The organism is Bordetella sp. 2513F2, from assembly GCF_054642735.1.
This window is the reverse complement of record NZ_CM137755.1, coordinates 2,867,887-2,882,479: the sequence shown is the minus strand read 5'-3', so window position 1 is coordinate 2,882,479 and position 14,593 is coordinate 2,867,887. Positions and strand designations below refer to the sequence as shown.

Annotated in this window: 16 protein-coding genes; 4 read left to right on the top strand and 12 right to left on the bottom strand. The window is 69.6% G+C overall.

Features of this window, described 5'->3' with window-relative positions; translation table 11 throughout:
* From ACYBYQ_RS13745 to ACYBYQ_RS13730, 4 genes are all read right to left on the bottom strand, one after another.
* Positions 1 to 699: a glutathione S-transferase family protein gene (locus tag ACYBYQ_RS13745; RefSeq protein ID WP_459614736.1), complete on the bottom strand. Its 699-nt coding sequence runs from the start codon at positions 697 to 699 to the stop codon at positions 1 to 3.
* 110 nt (positions 700 to 809) lie between these two features.
* On the bottom strand, positions 810 to 1,052 hold the full coding sequence (locus ACYBYQ_RS13740; protein ID WP_459614735.1) for a SlyX family protein: 243 nt from the start codon (positions 1,050 to 1,052) through the stop codon (positions 810 to 812).
* 26 nt (positions 1,053 to 1,078) lie between these two features.
* On the bottom strand, positions 1,079 to 1,801 hold the full coding sequence (locus ACYBYQ_RS13735) for a haloacid dehalogenase type II (protein ID WP_459614734.1): 723 nt from the start codon (positions 1,799 to 1,801) through the stop codon (positions 1,079 to 1,081).
* A 57-nt stretch (positions 1,802 to 1,858) separates the two neighbouring features.
* Entirely contained in the window at positions 1,859 to 2,179 is a 321-nt protein-coding gene (locus ACYBYQ_RS13730) for a hypothetical protein (RefSeq protein ID WP_459614733.1), read from the bottom strand.
* A gap of 155 nt (positions 2,180 to 2,334) precedes the next feature.
* Here ACYBYQ_RS13730 and ACYBYQ_RS13725 point away from each other — a divergent pair, with 155 nt between their 5' ends.
* The gene (locus tag ACYBYQ_RS13725) at positions 2,335 to 4,620 is read left to right on the top strand and encodes a molybdopterin-dependent oxidoreductase (RefSeq protein ID WP_459614732.1); all 2,286 of its coding nucleotides are present in this window, start codon (positions 2,335 to 2,337) and stop codon (positions 4,618 to 4,620) included.
* A gap of 11 nt (positions 4,621 to 4,631) precedes the next feature.
* On the opposite strand, the gene ACYBYQ_RS13720 is transcribed toward ACYBYQ_RS13725, so the two are convergent.
* The 4 genes from ACYBYQ_RS13720 to ACYBYQ_RS13705 all read right to left on the bottom strand — a co-directional run bounded on the left by ACYBYQ_RS13720 (position 4,632) and on the right by ACYBYQ_RS13705 (position 6,582).
* Positions 4,632 to 5,108 carry a GFA family protein gene (locus ACYBYQ_RS13720; protein ID WP_459614731.1) on the bottom strand — a complete coding sequence of 159 codons (477 nt, stop codon included), beginning with the start codon at positions 5,106 to 5,108 and terminating at the stop codon, positions 4,632 to 4,634.
* A 126-nt stretch (positions 5,109 to 5,234) separates the two neighbouring features.
* Positions 5,235 to 5,726, bottom strand: a complete 492-nt coding sequence (locus ACYBYQ_RS13715) for a VOC family protein (protein ID WP_459614730.1) — start codon at positions 5,724 to 5,726, stop codon at positions 5,235 to 5,237.
* Positions 5,723 to 6,202 (bottom strand): VOC family protein, encoded by a 480-nt coding sequence (locus tag ACYBYQ_RS13710; protein ID WP_459614729.1) that lies wholly within the window; start codon positions 6,200 to 6,202, stop codon positions 5,723 to 5,725. The genes ACYBYQ_RS13715 and ACYBYQ_RS13710 overlap by 4 nt, the downstream gene beginning before the upstream one ends.
* Positions 6,203 to 6,228: 26 nt before the next feature.
* On the bottom strand, positions 6,229 to 6,582 hold the full coding sequence (locus ACYBYQ_RS13705) for a DUF1428 domain-containing protein (protein ID WP_459614728.1): 354 nt from the start codon (positions 6,580 to 6,582) through the stop codon (positions 6,229 to 6,231).
* A 126-nt stretch (positions 6,583 to 6,708) separates the two neighbouring features.
* Here ACYBYQ_RS13705 and ACYBYQ_RS13700 point away from each other — a divergent pair, with 126 nt between their 5' ends.
* The 3 genes from ACYBYQ_RS13700 to ACYBYQ_RS13690 all read left to right on the top strand — a co-directional run bounded on the left by ACYBYQ_RS13700 (position 6,709) and on the right by ACYBYQ_RS13690 (position 10,481).
* Positions 6,709 to 7,677 (top strand): GlxA family transcriptional regulator, encoded by a 969-nt coding sequence (locus ACYBYQ_RS13700; protein ID WP_459614727.1) that lies wholly within the window; start codon positions 6,709 to 6,711, stop codon positions 7,675 to 7,677.
* A gap of 80 nt (positions 7,678 to 7,757) precedes the next feature.
* Complete coding sequence (modA, locus tag ACYBYQ_RS13695; protein WP_459614726.1) at positions 7,758 to 8,507, top strand: molybdate ABC transporter substrate-binding protein; 750 nt, start codon at positions 7,758 to 7,760, stop codon at positions 8,505 to 8,507.
* An 87-nt stretch (positions 8,508 to 8,594) separates the two neighbouring features.
* Entirely contained in the window at positions 8,595 to 10,481 is a 1,887-nt protein-coding gene (locus tag ACYBYQ_RS13690) for an ABC transporter ATP-binding protein/permease (protein ID WP_459614725.1), read from the top strand.
* A 54-nt stretch (positions 10,482 to 10,535) separates the two neighbouring features.
* Here the strand turns inward: ACYBYQ_RS13690 and ACYBYQ_RS13685 are convergent, their stop codons facing one another.
* Genes ACYBYQ_RS13685 through ACYBYQ_RS13670 form a run of 4 tightly spaced genes read right to left on the bottom strand, consistent with a single transcriptional unit; the run spans position 10,536 to position 14,586 of the window.
* Entirely contained in the window at positions 10,536 to 12,047 is a 1,512-nt protein-coding gene (locus ACYBYQ_RS13685; protein WP_459614724.1) for a class I adenylate-forming enzyme family protein, read from the bottom strand.
* A 36-nt stretch (positions 12,048 to 12,083) separates the two neighbouring features.
* Positions 12,084 to 12,509, bottom strand: a complete 426-nt coding sequence (locus tag ACYBYQ_RS13680) for a PaaI family thioesterase (RefSeq protein WP_459614723.1) — start codon at positions 12,507 to 12,509, stop codon at positions 12,084 to 12,086.
* Between the two features lie 54 nt (positions 12,510 to 12,563).
* A complete protein-coding gene (locus tag ACYBYQ_RS13675) occupies positions 12,564 to 13,568 on the bottom strand; it encodes a zinc-binding dehydrogenase (protein ID WP_459618787.1) in 1,005 nt (334 codons plus the stop codon).
* Between the two features lie 31 nt (positions 13,569 to 13,599).
* Complete coding sequence (locus ACYBYQ_RS13670; protein WP_459614722.1) at positions 13,600 to 14,586, bottom strand: ABC transporter substrate-binding protein; 987 nt, start codon at positions 14,584 to 14,586, stop codon at positions 13,600 to 13,602.
* Positions 14,587 to 14,593: the final 7 nt, after the last annotated feature.

The window sequence follows — 14,593 nt, the reverse complement described above, 5'->3', positions numbered from 1 at the left end:
CTAGGCGGCCAGCCGGGCGCTGCGTGCCAGGCCGCCGTGTGCGTCGAGCAGGCGGTCGCGCCATTCCAGCACGGGGGCGTCGTCGGGGGCCAGCAGTTCCAGCGGCGACACGCACCGTGCCCACATGAACATGCCGAATACCGCGTAATCGCCATAGGCGGGCGCGTCGCCGCACAGGTAGGGCTGGCTGCGCAGCGTGTGCCGCAAGGGCTGCAGGCTCTTGCGCAGCGCCTCGAGATTCTCCGGGCGGGCGGCGCGCAGCGCGTCCAGGCTGCCGTAGCGCTGTTCGCGCGACTGCACGAAATACTCGAGATCCGCGGGATGCAGGATCGCGGGGATGTCGGGCAGCACCACGCGCGCGATCGCGGGAGCCAGCACCGTGTCGGCCCAGCTGTTGGCAAAGCGCGCCAGGGCCTTGCCCTGCGGGCCCCCGAACAGGGACGGGGCTTCAGGATGCGCGGCTTCCAGGTGCTCGGCGATGCGCCAGGAATCGTGCACGCAGGTCTCGCCATCGACCAGCACCGGCACCAGGCCCTGGCCCGAGAAAGCGATGCGCTCCTTCTCGGTGAAGCGCCAGGGCTCGCCCCGCAGGGCCACGCCCTTGTGGGCCGCGGCCAGCCGGATCTTCCAGCAGTACGGACTGAAGCGCAGCTGCGGGTCGGCCCCGGCCAGTTCGTAGAGCATCGGTGCATCGGACATGGGTTTTCCTCGGGAAGTGTCGGGCGCCATCGCGCAGGTGGTCGGGGCCAGGGCGCCCTGCCGGTGCAGGGCATGTGCCGGGCATCAGGCTCGGGCTTCAGGGTCGGGCTTCAATAATGCGGCGGGATCTCGTCGCGCAGGCTGCCGGGCGCTGCAGCGGGCGCCGGCGCCTGGCGCTTCAGTTCCACCAGCTCGCGGGCCAGCTGCTCGATGAGCAGCTGCTGGCGATAGACGGCCTGGTTCAGCTGGTCGAGCAGGTCGTCGGCGTAGCCGGCCTTGATCTCGAGCTCGGTGACGCGGCGGGCGAGGTCGGGTTCGGAATCCATGGGTGCGGTGTCGGCAGGAGTGGGCATGGCGGCATTTTCGCCGGTTTTGCCGTTCAGGCGCCCGCCTGCGTGGCCAGGTCGGCGAAGTCGGCGGCCACGAGGTCCCAGTCGTCTTCGGGGGCCAGGTCTGAGGCCTGGCCGGGACCGTGCTCGCGCGGGCGCGGCACGAAGGCGGTGCGCAGGCCGCAGCGCCGCGCGGCGGCCAGGTCGCTGTTGTGGGCGGCCACCAGGCAGATCTGTTCCGGCGCGAGGTCCAGCACTTCGGCCGTGCGCAGGTAGACGGCCGGCGCGGGCTTGTAGGCCTGTGCGATCTCGGCGCCCAGGATGGCGTCCCAGGGCAGGCCGGCGCGCCTGGCGATGTCCAGCATGAGGCGGATGTTGCCGTTGGACAGCGGCGCGATGATGTAGCGGGCCTTCAGCCGCGCCAGGCCGCCCACGACGTCGGGCCAGGGGTCGAGCCGGTGCCAGGCCAGGTTGAGCGCATCGATGTCCTGGGCCGGGACGCCGGAGGGGTCGATGCCGAATTCCGGGAGCACGGCCAGCAGGCTTTCGCGGTGCAGCACGTCGAGCCGGGTGTAGGGCCGGCGTCCGGTGCGCACGGGTTCCATCGACGGCCCATAGCGTCGGCGCCAGGCGTCGGCGAAGGCATGGGGGTCGACGTGCGACGCGCCGTGCTGCGCCAGGAAATGGCGCGCTTCGCGCGCCACGCCGCTGCGCCAGTCGACCACCGTGCCGAATACGTCGAAGACCAGGGCCTGCACGGATTCGAATGCCATGTTCCGCTCCTTGGTGTTGCGTCGCGTCAATCTACCACGGCGCGCGGCGCGGTGGCGTCAGCGGGCCACCGCCCACACCGCCACGCCCAGCGCGAGCAGCGCCACGACCATCGCGGCGCCGGCCAGCCGCTTCAGGCCCGCCATCTGCGCCTGCAGGCTCTGGGCCGCCATGTCGATGCCCTGTATGGTCTCCTGCAGCTTGCTGGCCATGACATGCAGCGACTCGGCGTTCTGCGTCACGGCGGTCTGGAGTTCCGCGATCTGCTTGCCGATCACGTCGTCGGCCTTGGCGGGCCGGGTGAAGACGGGCAGGGCGGTGGTGACGATCTGCGTGAGATAAGGCAGCGAGGCCTTGAGTATGGGTATCCAAGCCGGCATGCGAGCCCCTCATGAATGCACTGGTGCGGGACTGTCCAGCATAACCTGCTGCGCGGTCCGCCAGGACGCGGCAAAATGGAGCGCGGCGGGCCAGCGGGCCGGCCGGCCACTCGATGCAGGAGCCCATCCATGATCCGACACCACAGGAACCGCCCATGACGGCGGAGCGCCGCTACCCGCAACTGGCCCACTGGGGCGCATACACCGCCGTGGTGCGCGACGGCAGGCTGGTGGCCTGCGAGCCCTTCGGGCCGGACCCGGCGCCGTCGCGCATGCTCGAATCCATCGTGCCCATGGTCTATTCGCCGCAGCGCATCGCACGGCCTGCGGTGCGCAAGGGCTGGCTGGCTTCGCGGGGCGGGCAGGGCGGCGACCTGCGCGGCCGGGACGAGTTCGTCGAGGTCGGCTGGGACGAGGCCCTGGATCTCGTGGCCGGCGAAATCGCCCGCACCCGCGCCGAGCATGGCCCCGAGGGGCTGTTCTGCGGCTCCTACGGCTGGTCGTCGGCGGGCCGCCTGCATCATGCGCGCTCGCTGTTGCGGCGCTTCTATTTCGCCGGCGGCGGCGGCGTGGACCAGGTGGGCAACTACAGCTGGGGCACCGCGCAGTTCCTCCTGCCCTACGTGATAGGCACCTACCAGCCGCTCACGGGGCGCCTGACCACCTGGCCCAGCATCATCGCGCACACCGAGGTGTTCCTGGCCTTCGGCGGGCTGGCCTTGAAGAACGGCCAGATCTCCTCCGGCGGGGCCGGCCGGCACACGCAGGAACATTGGCTGCGCCAGCTTGCCCGCAGCGGCGCCAGGGTCATCAACGTGAGCCCCACGCGCGACGACTGCCCGGCGTTCCTGCAGGCCGACTGGATTCCCATCCGGCCCAACACGGATGTCGCGCTGATGCTGGCGCTGGCGCATGAACTGCACCGGATGGGCGCGCACGACACGGCCTTCCTGGCCAGCCATTGCGTCGGCTACGAGGCCCTGGAGGCCTACTTCACCGGCCGGGCCGACGGCGTGCCCAAGGACCCGGCCTGGGCCGAGGCGATCACCGGCATTCCCGCGCCGCGCATCCGCGAGCTGGCGGCGGCGCTGCGCGGGCGCCGCAGCTACCTGACATGCGCCTACGCCGTGCAGCGCGCGCAGCATGGCGAGCAGCCGTACTGGATGGCGATCGCCCTGGCGGCCATGCTGGGGCAGATCGGCCTGCCCGGCGGGGGCTTCGGCTTCGGCCATGGCTCCATGAACGGCGTGGGCAATCCGCGCATCGCCACGCCGGCGCCCGACATGCCCGTGGGCCGCAACCCGGCCGAACTCTCCATCCCCGTGGCGCGCCTCACGGAAATGCTGGAACGGCCGGGCCAGGCCTATCCGTTCAGGGGCGAAACGCGCCGCTATCCGGACGTCCGGTTCATCCACTGGGCCGGCGGCAATCCGTTCCATCACCACCAGCAGCTCGACCGGCTGCTGCAGGCCTGGCGCAGCAAGCCGCGCACCATCGTGGTCAACGACATCTGGTGGACGCCGCCGGCGCAGCTGGCCGACATCGTGCTGCCCATCACCACCTCGCTCGAGCGCAACGACATCGGAGGCTGCTCGCGCGACCCCTTTGCGCTGGCGATGCACCAGGCCATCCAACCGGTAGGCGGGGCGCGCAACGATTTCGACGTGTTCGCCGATCTCGCGGCGCGGCTGGGCTACCGCGACGCCTACACAGGGGGCCGCGGCGAGATGGACTGGATACGCCACATCTACGCGCAGTTCGCCCACGCGCAGCGCCACGTGGGCGTGGAGATGCCGGATTTCGATGCGTTCTGGGAGCGGGGCCACGTGGAGCTGCCCGCGCCGCGCGAGGAACTCGTCCTCTTCGAAGACTTCCGCCGCGACCCGCAGCGCCATCCGCTGCACACGCCCAGCGGCCGCATCGAGCTGTACTCCGAGACCATCGCCGGCTACGGCTATGCCGACTGCGGCCCGCATCCGCGCTGGATCCCGCCGCGCGAATGGCTGGGCGCGGCCGACGTGCGGCGCCATCCGCTGCATCTCATCACGGTGCAGCCCGCCGACCGGCTGCACAGCCAGCTCGACGCCGCGCCGCTGGCGCAGTCGAACAAGGTGGCCGGGCACGAGGCGCTGCGCATGCATCCCGACGATGCGCGGGCCAGGGGCATCGGCGCGGGCGAGGTCGTCAGGCTGTACAACGACCGGGGCGCCTGCCTCGCCGGCGCGCAGCTCGACGACGGCGTGCTGCCCGGCACGGTGGTGATGTCCACCGGCGCCTGGTATGCACCCGACGGACGCGCCGGCATGCCCGAACGCGCCGGCGCCGCCAACGTGCTCACGCTCGACATCGGCACCTCGGCCCTCACGCAAGGGCCCAACGCGATGAGCTGCCTGGTGCAAGCCGAGAAGTGGCATGCGCCCGAGGGGCGCCGGACGGCCTGACGGGCGTTGCGCTAGCCTTGCTCCATGGCGGCATCGAGCCGCTGCAGGCTTTCGGCCGGCCAGCAGTCTTCCAGCGCGTAGTGGGCCTCGGCCGTGTGCACGTCCGGCGGGATCCGCACCCATGGCTGGCGCGACCGCGTGAAGCAATGCGCCTGCGGCGCCAGCCCGTGGCCGGGATCCAGCGTGCCCAGGTAGACCAGCGCCACCTGCTCGCCCAGGTCGGGGTGGTGGCTCCACAGCGCCACGCCGCAGTCGGGGCAGCGGACCACCGTCTGTACGCAGCCTTCCTCGCTGGGCACCACGTGGGGCCGCGGCGTGCCTCGCAGCAGGTGCACGCGGTCGGCCTCGATGGGGGCCTTGATCGCGAAGGCGCTGCCGGACAGCCGCTGGCATTCGTGGCAGTGGCAGCAGTGCACGAACATGGGCTCGCTGGTGAGCCGGAAACGCACGGCCCGGCAGGTACAGCCCCCCTCGTAGCGATTCGACATGGTGTCTCCCTCTCCTTGGTCTTGTGCGGCCATTGTCCCGCATCCGGACGGGTTTGGGGAGCCGGCGAGAGGGGAGAGGCGGGCCGGGCCGCGGAATGGGGTGCGGCCCGGCCCGGGCGTGGAGATTCAGCCGCGGCAGGCGCGCTCCAGCGCCGAGACATCCAGTTTGCGCATGCCCAGCACGGCGGCCATGACGCGCGCGGTACGCAGCGGATCGGGGTCCTGCATCATGGTACGCAGGACATCCGGCACGATCTGCCAGGACAGGCCGTATTTGTCCTGGACCCACCCGCATTGCTCATACGGGCCGCCGGTGGACAGGCGCTCCCAGTAGTAGTCCACCTCTTCCTGATCCCGGCAATGGATGGTGAGCGACACGGCCGGCGTGAAGCGGAAGGCGGGGCCGCCATTCAATGCGATGAAGGTCTGTTCCTGCAGCGCGAATTCCACCGTCATGACGCTGCCCGCCGGGGCGGGGCCTCCCTCGGGATAGCGGGTGATGGCCCCCAGCCGCGCTCCCGGGAACACCGAGACGTAGAAGCGCGCGGCTTCCTCGGCCTGCCCGTCGAACCATAGACAGGGGCTGATGGCGGGCACGGCATGGCTGGCCGGCATCATGGCGATCCGCAGGGCGGGGCGTTGCGCATGGCTTCCTCGATCTCGGCCGAGCTGAGGTCGCGCTGGTGGGTGGCCACCGACCAGCGGTGGCCGAACGGGTCCACCAACTGGCCGTAGCGGTCTCCCCAGAACATGTCGGCCACGGGCATGGTGACCTTGGCGCCGGCCGCCACGGCCCGGGCCACGGTGGCGTCGACGTCCTCCACGTAGAGATGCAGCACCACCGGCGAGCCTTTCAGCGCCTTGGGGCCCAGCGAGCCCCACTCGGGATAGTCGTCCACCAGCATCAGCGGCGAGTCGCCGATGCGCAGCATGGCGTGCATGATCTTGCCGTCCGGGCCGGCCAGCTTGCCCTGTTCGACGGCGCCGAAGGCCTCGCGGTAGAAGGCGATGGCCGCCTCGGCGCCCTCGCAGACCAGGTGGGGGGTGAGGCTGTGCATGCCCTCGGGAATGGGGCGGGTTGCGGGTGTGTTCATGATCGTCTCCGTGTCGTCCGGGTGGGTCAGGCCAGGACCAGGGTGGTGAAGCCGCCGTAGGTCATGCGCTTGCAGTCGAATACGTCCTGCGGCATGTCCTTCAGGCGCGGATCCTCCATGATGGCCGCGTTGATGTGGTCGCGGTCGGCCTTGCTGGCGTAGAGGATCCACGAGAACACCACCACTTCGCCTTCCTGGGCGCCGGCGGCTGCCCGGAACGAGCTGAAGTTAGGGCTGTCGATGTCGTCCTCCACGCACTCCCGGTAGTCCAGCGCGCCGAGTTCCTTCCACACCTGGCCTGCGGTCTGGGCCATGGCCCGGTACTGGTCCATCTTGGCCTTCGGCACGGCCAGCAGAAAGCCGTCTATGTATTGCTCCATGGTCGTCTCCTTTGGATGGCATGATTGCCATGGCTGCACTGTATCGGGAGCGCGACCGGTCCGCGATAGGCGGATGCGACAATCTTCGGGGTGGATTGCGACACGCCCAGGCGCTATGCTGGCGCCATGAAAACCATCGCATTCCTGCTCCCCGAAGGCGCCAACATCGCCTCGCTGGAAACGGCTCGGCACGGCTTCCTGGCGGCCAACGAGTACCGGCAGGCACAGGGCCTGCCGCCATGCTTCGAGGTGCGCACGCTGGGGGCCCGGCCCGAGGTGCTGCTGGACAGCGGCCGCATCCGCGTGGTGGCGGACGGCCTGCTGGCCGACGCCGGTACGCCCGACGTATGCGTGGTCCCGCCGCTGCTGGGCTCGGTATCCGATGCGGTGCTGAACAATGCCGAGATCATCGACTGGATCGGGCGGCACTACCGAGCCGGCGGCGAGGTGGCGAGCCTGTGCGTGGGCGCGGCCCTGCTGGCCGCGGGCGGCCTGCTCGACGGCAAGCACGCGGTGGTCCACTGGGTGGCGCACAACCAGTACGCCAGCCTGTTTCCCGCGGTGCGCTGGGTGAGCGATCGCGTGCTCATGTACGACAACAGGATCTACACCAGCGGCGGCGCCCTTTCGGCCGCCCATCTTGTGCTGCACCTCATCGAGAAGTACACCGACCGGGCCACCGCCATCTGGTGCGCCAAGTTCTTCCAGCTGGACTGGGGGCGCCGCAGCCAGTTGCCATTCGCAGTGTTCATGGGGCAGAAGGCCCACAACGACGCCATCGTGCGCGCGGTGCAGGACGAGATCGAACGCCGCTATGCGGAGCGCATCACCGTGGAAGGCCTGGCGGACCGCCATGCGCTGGGGCGGCGCACGCTGGAGCGGCGCTTCCGCCAGGCCACCGGCTACAGCATCCTGGAATATCTGCAGCGCATCCGGGTGGAAGCGGCCAAGACCCAGCTCGAGACCACCCGCAAGAGCGTGGCGGAAGTCATGTACGACGTGGGCTACAGCGACACCAAGGCTTTTCGCGAGCTTTTCGCCAAGTACAGCGGCATGTCGCCCGTGGGCTACCGCGACCGCTACCTCGCGGCATAGGGCGCTGCCGGCGGAGGCTCGGCGCGATCCTCCGATTCCCTATTGCCCGTGCCGGAATACGCATGCTACCGTCGCCTCCCATGAAACTTCCCGTTACCCTTGCGTTGTGGGTTCTCGTCCTGTGCTGCTTCCCGGCAGCCGCCGGCGAAGTGCGGGTGGCGGTGGCGTCGGGCGTGGCCACGCCGCTGCGCATCATCGCCCAGGATTTCGAGCGGGCCACCGGCATCAAGGTCGTGTCCACCTTCGCCGCCACCAGCAGGCTCCAGAACGAGATCCGCCAGGGCGTGGGCTACGAGGTGCTGGTGGCCGGCAACAGCCAGGTGCCGGCGGAGCTGGTGGCAGAGCGCATGGCGGTGGAGGGCACGCGCTACACCTATGCGCGCAGCCTGCTGGCACTGTGGTCGCCGCGGCCCGGCTATGTCGACGACCAGGGCAATGTGCTGCGCCAGAACCGGTTCTCCGGGCTTTCGATGGCGAGCCCCACGCAGACGGCCTACGGGCCGTCGGCGATGCAGGTGCTCGAACGCCTGGGCGTGGCCCAGCAGGTCCTGCCCAAGGTCGTGGAGCGGCGCACGCTGGACGATACCAGCCGCTTCCTGGCCTCGGGCGAGCCCGACCTCGGCTTCGTGACCCTGTCCCAGCTCTATGCGCATGGCGGCGAGATCCGCGGTTCGGTATGGCGCGTGCCCACGTCCATGTACGATCCCATCCCCCAGGACGCCGTCATCCTGAACGAAGGGCGGGGCAATCCTGCCGCGCGCGCATTCCTTTTCTACCTGAAGGGGCCGAAGGCGGCCGGCGTGCTGCGGTCCTACGGCTTTGCGCGCTGAACGGGCCGTCCGGCCGCCGCGGAACTAATCCGCCCGATTCCATCTAATCCAGACAACGAACAATAAGGACCGTGCTGGGCTTGGGTCGTGGATTTGGACTGGCATACGCAATTGGGCGGCAGCCTGCTGTGGCTGCTGCAGGCTTTTCTCATCGCCGCCGCGGCTACGGCCGCGCTTGCGGTCCTCCTGGTGCGCAGCACACGCTGGGGCAGGCAATTCTGGCGCCTGGCCTGGCCCTACCTCACGCCGCGCCGCAGCTGGCGCCCCTTGCTCGCGCTGTGCCTGCTGTTGCTGCTGGCGCTGGCCGGCGTGCGCATGACGGTGTTGTTCTCCTTCTGGTACAACGGCTTCTACAGCGCGCTGCAGGCGCTGGACGCCGGGGCGTTCTGGCTCTACCTGGGCATCTTCGCCGTGCTGGCGGCCGTCCACGTGCTGCGCACGCTGGTCGAGAGCTACGTGGGCCAGGCGTTCGACATCCGCTGGCGCAGCTGGCTGAATGCGCGCCTCACGCAGGACTGGCTGGACGGCAGGGCCTACTACCGCGGCCAGTTCGTCGACGAGCCGGTCGACAACCCCGACCAGCGCATCGAGCTCGACATCTCGGCTTTCGTGTCGGGCACGCGCACGCTGGCGATCGGAGCGATCAGCGCCATGGTGTCGCTGGTGGCGTTCACCGCCATCCTGTGGGGCCTGTCCGGCCCGCTGCAGGTGGCGGGCGTCGAGCTGCCGCGCGCCATGGTGTTCATCGTGTACCTGTACGTGATCGTGGCCACGGCGCTGGCCTTTCGCATCGGCCGCCCGCTGATCGGCCTGAATTTCCTGGCGGAGCGGCTCACGGCCAACTTCCGCTATGCACTGGTGCGGCTGCGCGAGAACGCGGAGAACGTGGCCTTCTATCAGGGCGAGGCGGTGGAGCGCGGCACGCTCTGGACCCGCTTCTCGGCCTACATCGCCAACCTCTGGGCGCTGGTGTTCCGGGGGCTCAAGTTCGACGGTTTCAATCTCACGGTCAGCCAGATCGCGGTGGTGTTTCCCTTCATCCTGCAGGCGCCGCGGTTCTTCAGCGGGGCCATCAAGCTGGGCGACGTGATGCAGACCGCGCAGGCCTTCGGGCAGGTGCAGGACGCGCTGTCGTTCTTCCGCACTTCCTATGACACCTTCGCCCAGTACCGGGCCACGCTGGAGCGCCTGGACGGCTTCCTCGACGCCAACGCGCAGGCGCGCGCGCTGCCGGCGGTGCAGACCCGCGTACTGGGCGGCGGGCTGCGCGCGCACGACCTCACGGTGCGCAAGCCCGACGGGCAGGTGCTGCTGCAAGGGCTGGAGCTGTGCCTGGCGCCCGGCCAGGCCCTGCTCATCAAGGGGCCGTCGGGCGCCGGCAAGACCACGCTGCTGCGCGCGGTCGCGGGCCTGTGGCCCTATGCATCGGGCGTCGTGGCGCGCCCGGGGGGCGAGCATGCCCTGTTCCTGTCGCAGCGGCCGTACCTGCCGCTGGGCGACCTGCGCGCGGCGATCGCCTATCCCGGCCTGGCCATGCCGGAAGACGCGCGCCGCCTGCAGGAGGCGCTGCGGCTGGTGAGCCTGGGCCACCTGGCCGACCGGCTCGACGTGGTGGCGGACTGGTCCCGCATCCTGTCGCTGGGCGAGCAGCAGCGCGTGGCCTTCGCGCGCGTGCTGTACAACCGGCCGGACGTGGTGTTCCTGGACGAGGCCACCTCGGCAACCGACGAGGGGCTGGAGCATGCGCTGTACACGCTGGTCCTGAACCGGCTGCCGCGCTGCATCCTGGTGAGCATCGGCCATCGCAGCACGCTGGATGCATTCCATACGCATGTGCTGCGCCTGGATGGCGCAGGCGGCTGGCGTTTCGAGCCCATGGGCGGGTCCGCGGGCGGGCCCATGGGCAGACCCTCGGGCGGGCCGGCCGTCAGCGGCCCTTCGGCAACGCCGTCCGCTGACGCGCGGCACGCATGACCCTGATCCGGCCAGGCCGATGAAGGCGCGCATCGGCACGGCTCAGGGCAAGTGCTAGCCGGCGGGCAGTGCGGGCTCCAGGCCCAGGCGCCGGGCAGCCTCGCCGCGCAGCTGGTTACGGTCGATCTTGTTGGTGGACGCCAGCGGCAGGGCCTCGATGAACCAGACCTGGCGGGGGTGCTGGTAGGCGGGGGCGTGCTGCAGCGCGTATTGCCGGATTTCCTCCGCGCCGGCGGCGTGGCCGGGGCGCAGCACGACGAAGGCCACCGGCTTGGTGCCCTTGATCTCGTCCTCGACGGGCACCACGCAGGCCTGCTGGATGGCGGGATGCTGTTCCAGCATCTTCTCCACCTCGCCCGGATAGATGTTCTCGCCGCCGCTGACGAACATGTCGTCGCGCCTGCCGACGAAGGTATAGAAGCCCTGCGCGTCGCGCCGGAACACATCGCCGGTGAGGTAGTAGCCGTCTTCGGTGAAGGGCGGCTTCAGGTCGGGGCGCTGGTGGTATCCCTGCATCAGCCCGGGGCTGCGCAGGGCCAGCACGCCCTGGTCCGGACCGTCTTCGGGGCCGCGCTCCAGCCGCACCTGTACCTGGGGGTGCGGGTACCCCACCGACATGTCCGGCGTGGGCAGGCCCTCGGGATGCGGGCCGAACACCACGGGGCCGCCTTCGGTGGTGCCGTATGCGTTGATCACGCGCGCGGCCGGGAACATGGCATGGATCTGCTTCAAGAGGCTGGCACTGACGGGCGCCGACCCCATGCGTATCACCTTCACCGAGGAGAGGTCGGTGCGCTCCAGCAGCGCCCGCTCGCGCAGCATCATGGCGATCATGGGCGGCACCGCGGTGAGCCAGGTGCAGCGGTATCTGCCGATGGCGTCGATATAGGCCGCGGCGTTGAACTGGGGCAGCAGCACCGTGGTGGCGTGGCTGGCCAGGGAAAGAAACGCCAGCGCCAGGGCGTTCATGTGGTAGAGCGGCGCGGCGATCAGGGCCCGCTCGGACGACAGCGGCGTGGCTGCGAGGCGCGTCTGCACGGTCCACCATTGGCCGGCGTGCGACAGCTTCACGCCCTTGGGTTTGCCGGTGGAGCCCGAGGTGTAGAGCATGATGGCCGTATCGTCGTCCCCCGGCACATGGGATGCCTGCGCGCCGTCGCCCAGCCATTGCGCCGGGGCATCGAGCGGCAGGCGCTCGATGTCCGCGGGGATGCCGGCCGTGCGCGCGCTGTCGTGCAGCACCAGGCGCGCGCCGGAGTCCTGCAGCACGTACTCGATCAACGCGGGCGGGAACTTGAAATTCACCGGTACGGCGACCAGCCCCGCGCGCATGATGCCCAGCACCGCGGCAATGTACGGCACCGAGTTGGCCGCCAGCACGGCGATGCGCTCGCCGGGCCGGTAGCCGCGCAGGCGCATCGCCTGCGCCACGCCATGCGCCATCCGGTCGACCTCGCCGTAGCGGTATTGCGCGGCGGATCCGGGCGCGTCCAGCCCTATCAGTGCGATCTGCTGCGGATCGGCGCCGGCGTCGATCAGGTCGCCCAGGTTGCGGAGAGTGCTCATGAGGCAGTGGCGTCGTGGCTGGATGGGGGAGCCGGGTCAGGCCTTGGGCTTGGCGGTGGAATAGGCGCCGCGGCCGCTGGCCAGCAGCTTGCCGTCCGCGTCGTAGACGTGTGCTTCGGCCACCGAGACCTGGGAGCCGAACTTCACGACCTTGCCCTTGGCGCGCAGGTCGCCGGGCATGGCGGCGCGGTGATAGTCGACCCGCAGGTCTATGGTGGGAACCCCGCGGCCGGTCTGGGAAACCAGGGCCCAGTCGGCGGTGAGGTCCACCAGCGCGGCCAGGATGCCGCCATGCGTATAGCGGCCATCCGGGTTCACCACCCATTCTTCCCGCCATTTCGCGCTGAGCTCGATCTCGCCCTCGGCGACGGACAGCACTTCGATGCCCAGCCATTCATGGTAGGGGCCGCGGCGCAGGCGGGCCTGCACTTCTTCTTTCGTGGGGAGCGTGGTTTCAGTCATGATGTGTGCGGGGTTGTGGGATGCGGGAGTCGGTATGGGGTGGGCACCTGGGCTTCAGGGCGTGACGACGACCTTGCCCAGCACTTCGCGGTCGCGGATCAGGGCCAGGCCCGCGGCCGCTTCCTCCAGCGGCACCACGCGGTCGATGACGGGCTTGATGCTGCCGTCGGCCACCATGTCGAGCAGGGCCTTGAGGTTGTCGTCGTAGAAGCTGTTCGAACCCTTGATGTTCAGTTCGAAGCTCCATACGTAGCGCAAGTCTTCCTTGGGGTCGTGGCCGGCGGTGGCGCCGCACACCAGCAGGGTGCCGCCGCGCTTCAGGCACTTCAGCGAAGGCACCCAGGTATCGCCGCCGGTGAAGTTGATCACCACGTCCACGCCGCCCTCGTTGGAGCGGCGCTGCGGCTTGCCGTATTGGGCGATGGCCCACTTCGAGAAGTCCGTCTCGCGGTAGTTGATGACGTGGTCCGCGCCGATCTTGAGCAACTGCTCGCCCTTCGCATCGCTGCCGGCGCAGGCAATGACTTCGGCGCCCAGCAGCTTGGCCAGGATCACGCAGGCGGTTCCCACGCCGCCGCTGGCGCCCAGCACCACCACGCGGTCGCCGGCCTTCACCGTGCCGTGCGTGATCAGCATGCGGTGGGCCGTGCCGTAGGCCACGGGCAGCGCGGCGGCGTCTTCGTAGCTCACCTGGTCGGGCAGCGCGATGAGCTGCTGTTCCGAAACCAGGCAGTACTCGGCCATGCCGCCGTCGAGCATCTCGCCCATCAGGCCCTTGGCCCGGTTCAGGGGGTTCACCAGGACCCGGTCGCCCGCCTTCCAGCCCGAGACGCCGGGCCCCGCTTCGACGATCTCGCCGGCCATGTCCAGGCCGATGACCACCGGCAGCGGGACCTTGATGCCGGGCATGCCGCGCACGGTGAACACGTCGTGATAGTTGAACGACGAGGCGCCGACGCGGATGACGACGTGGCCCGGCTCGGCCTGCGGCACCGGCTTGTCGGTGACGACCTGCAGCTGGTCCAGGTCGCCGTGGGCGCCGAGCACCAGGGCTTTCATGGTCTTGCTCATGTTTGTTTCCTCGCTGTGTTTACTTGATGGACTTGGATTGCTGGTAGGGGCCGGTGACGAACACGTCGTCCTTGAGTGCGCCCTTGATCATGCCGCTCTCGCTGAAGACCTTGTGCTGCAGCTTCAGGGTTTCGATGTCCGCCGGCTCGAAGGCCACGCGGTTCATGTCCGACCAGCGCCCGGCGTAGACGCGGGCGTCGTCCTCGGGCAGGTTGGCCGATTTCTGCAGGATGGCTACGACCTCGTCGCGGTGCGCGGCGCCCCAGGCCAGGGTATTGCGCAGGCCGGCCAGCACGCGCGCCACCACGTCGGGATGCGCGGCGATGAATTCGCTGCGCACCGCGCCGATGCCGATGTACGGCACCGAGTCGGACTTGGTGAGCTTCTTCCATTCGTCGGCGAAGGAGCCGAGCCGCTTCACCTTGAGCTCGGTGAGCTGGTCTATGGTCACGGAGCGCAGCGCCGACGCATCGACCTGCTTCTGCGCCAGGAACTGCGCCAGCCGGGATTCGTTGCCGCCCACCAGCGAGAACTCGCCGGACTTGATGCCGTAGTTGCCGGCCAGCACGGCGCCCGCGATCACGGCCACCGAACTGCCGGCGGGCGACATGCCGACCTTCTTGCCGCGCAGCTGCTCGAGCGAGGTGATCGGCGAATCTTCCGGCGCCACGAACTGCACGTCGGCAGGCTGCGTGGCAGCGAAGATCTTGACGGGCACGCCTTCCGCCGCGCTGCTGAACACGCCGGCGGCAGGCGCGCCGAAGGCCAGGTCGATGGAATCGGAGGCCAGGGCGCGCAGCGGCGCATTCACGTCCGGGAAGCGCACGAACTCCACGTCCAGCCCCTGTTGCTTGAGGAATTCCGTGGATTCGAGCACGGCGCCGTAGCCCAGGCTGACGCCGCTGCTCCAGTAGCCGATACGGACCTTGTCCGCGGCATGCGCGCCTGCGGAGACGAGCAGGGCCACCGCCGCCAGCGCGGCGGGCAGGTATTTCTTCAGTTCCATGAGTAGA

Bases quoted from the DNA above. Each gene is read 5' to 3' on its own strand.
- ACYBYQ_RS13685 (WP_459614724.1), bottom strand. From the start codon at position 12,047: ATGAGCACTCTCCGCAACCTGGGCGACCTGATCGACGCCGGCGCCGAT.
- ACYBYQ_RS13735 (WP_459614734.1), bottom strand. From the start codon at position 1,801: ATGGCATTCGAATCCGTGCAGGCCCTGGTCTTCGACGTATTCGGCACG.
- ACYBYQ_RS13745 (WP_459614736.1), bottom strand. From the start codon at position 699: ATGTCCGATGCACCGATGCTCTACGAACTGGCCGGGGCCGACCCGCAG.
- ACYBYQ_RS13725 (WP_459614732.1), top strand. From the start codon at position 2,335: ATGACGGCGGAGCGCCGCTACCCGCAACTGGCCCACTGGGGCGCATAC.
- ACYBYQ_RS13670 (WP_459614722.1), bottom strand. From the start codon at position 14,586: ATGGAACTGAAGAAATACCTGCCCGCCGCGCTGGCGGCGGTGGCCCTG.
- ACYBYQ_RS13710 (WP_459614729.1), bottom strand. From the start codon at position 6,202: ATGAACACACCCGCAACCCGCCCCATTCCCGAGGGCATGCACAGCCTC.
- ACYBYQ_RS13720 (WP_459614731.1), bottom strand. From the start codon at position 5,108: ATGTCGAATCGCTACGAGGGGGGCTGTACCTGCCGGGCCGTGCGTTTC.
- ACYBYQ_RS13680 (WP_459614723.1), bottom strand. From the start codon at position 12,509: ATGACTGAAACCACGCTCCCCACGAAAGAAGAAGTGCAGGCCCGCCTG.
- ACYBYQ_RS13730 (WP_459614733.1), bottom strand. From the start codon at position 2,179: ATGCCGGCTTGGATACCCATACTCAAGGCCTCGCTGCCTTATCTCACG.
- ACYBYQ_RS13705 (WP_459614728.1), bottom strand. From the start codon at position 6,582: ATGGAGCAATACATAGACGGCTTTCTGCTGGCCGTGCCGAAGGCCAAG.
- ACYBYQ_RS13700 (WP_459614727.1), top strand. From the start codon at position 6,709: ATGAAAACCATCGCATTCCTGCTCCCCGAAGGCGCCAACATCGCCTCG.
- ACYBYQ_RS13715 (WP_459614730.1), bottom strand. From the start codon at position 5,726: ATGATGCCGGCCAGCCATGCCGTGCCCGCCATCAGCCCCTGTCTATGG.
- ACYBYQ_RS13675 (WP_459618787.1), bottom strand. From the start codon at position 13,568: ATGAAAGCCCTGGTGCTCGGCGCCCACGGCGACCTGGACCAGCTGCAG.
- modA (WP_459614726.1), top strand. From the start codon at position 7,758: ATGAAACTTCCCGTTACCCTTGCGTTGTGGGTTCTCGTCCTGTGCTGC.
- ACYBYQ_RS13740 (WP_459614735.1), bottom strand. From the start codon at position 1,052: ATGCCCACTCCTGCCGACACCGCACCCATGGATTCCGAACCCGACCTC.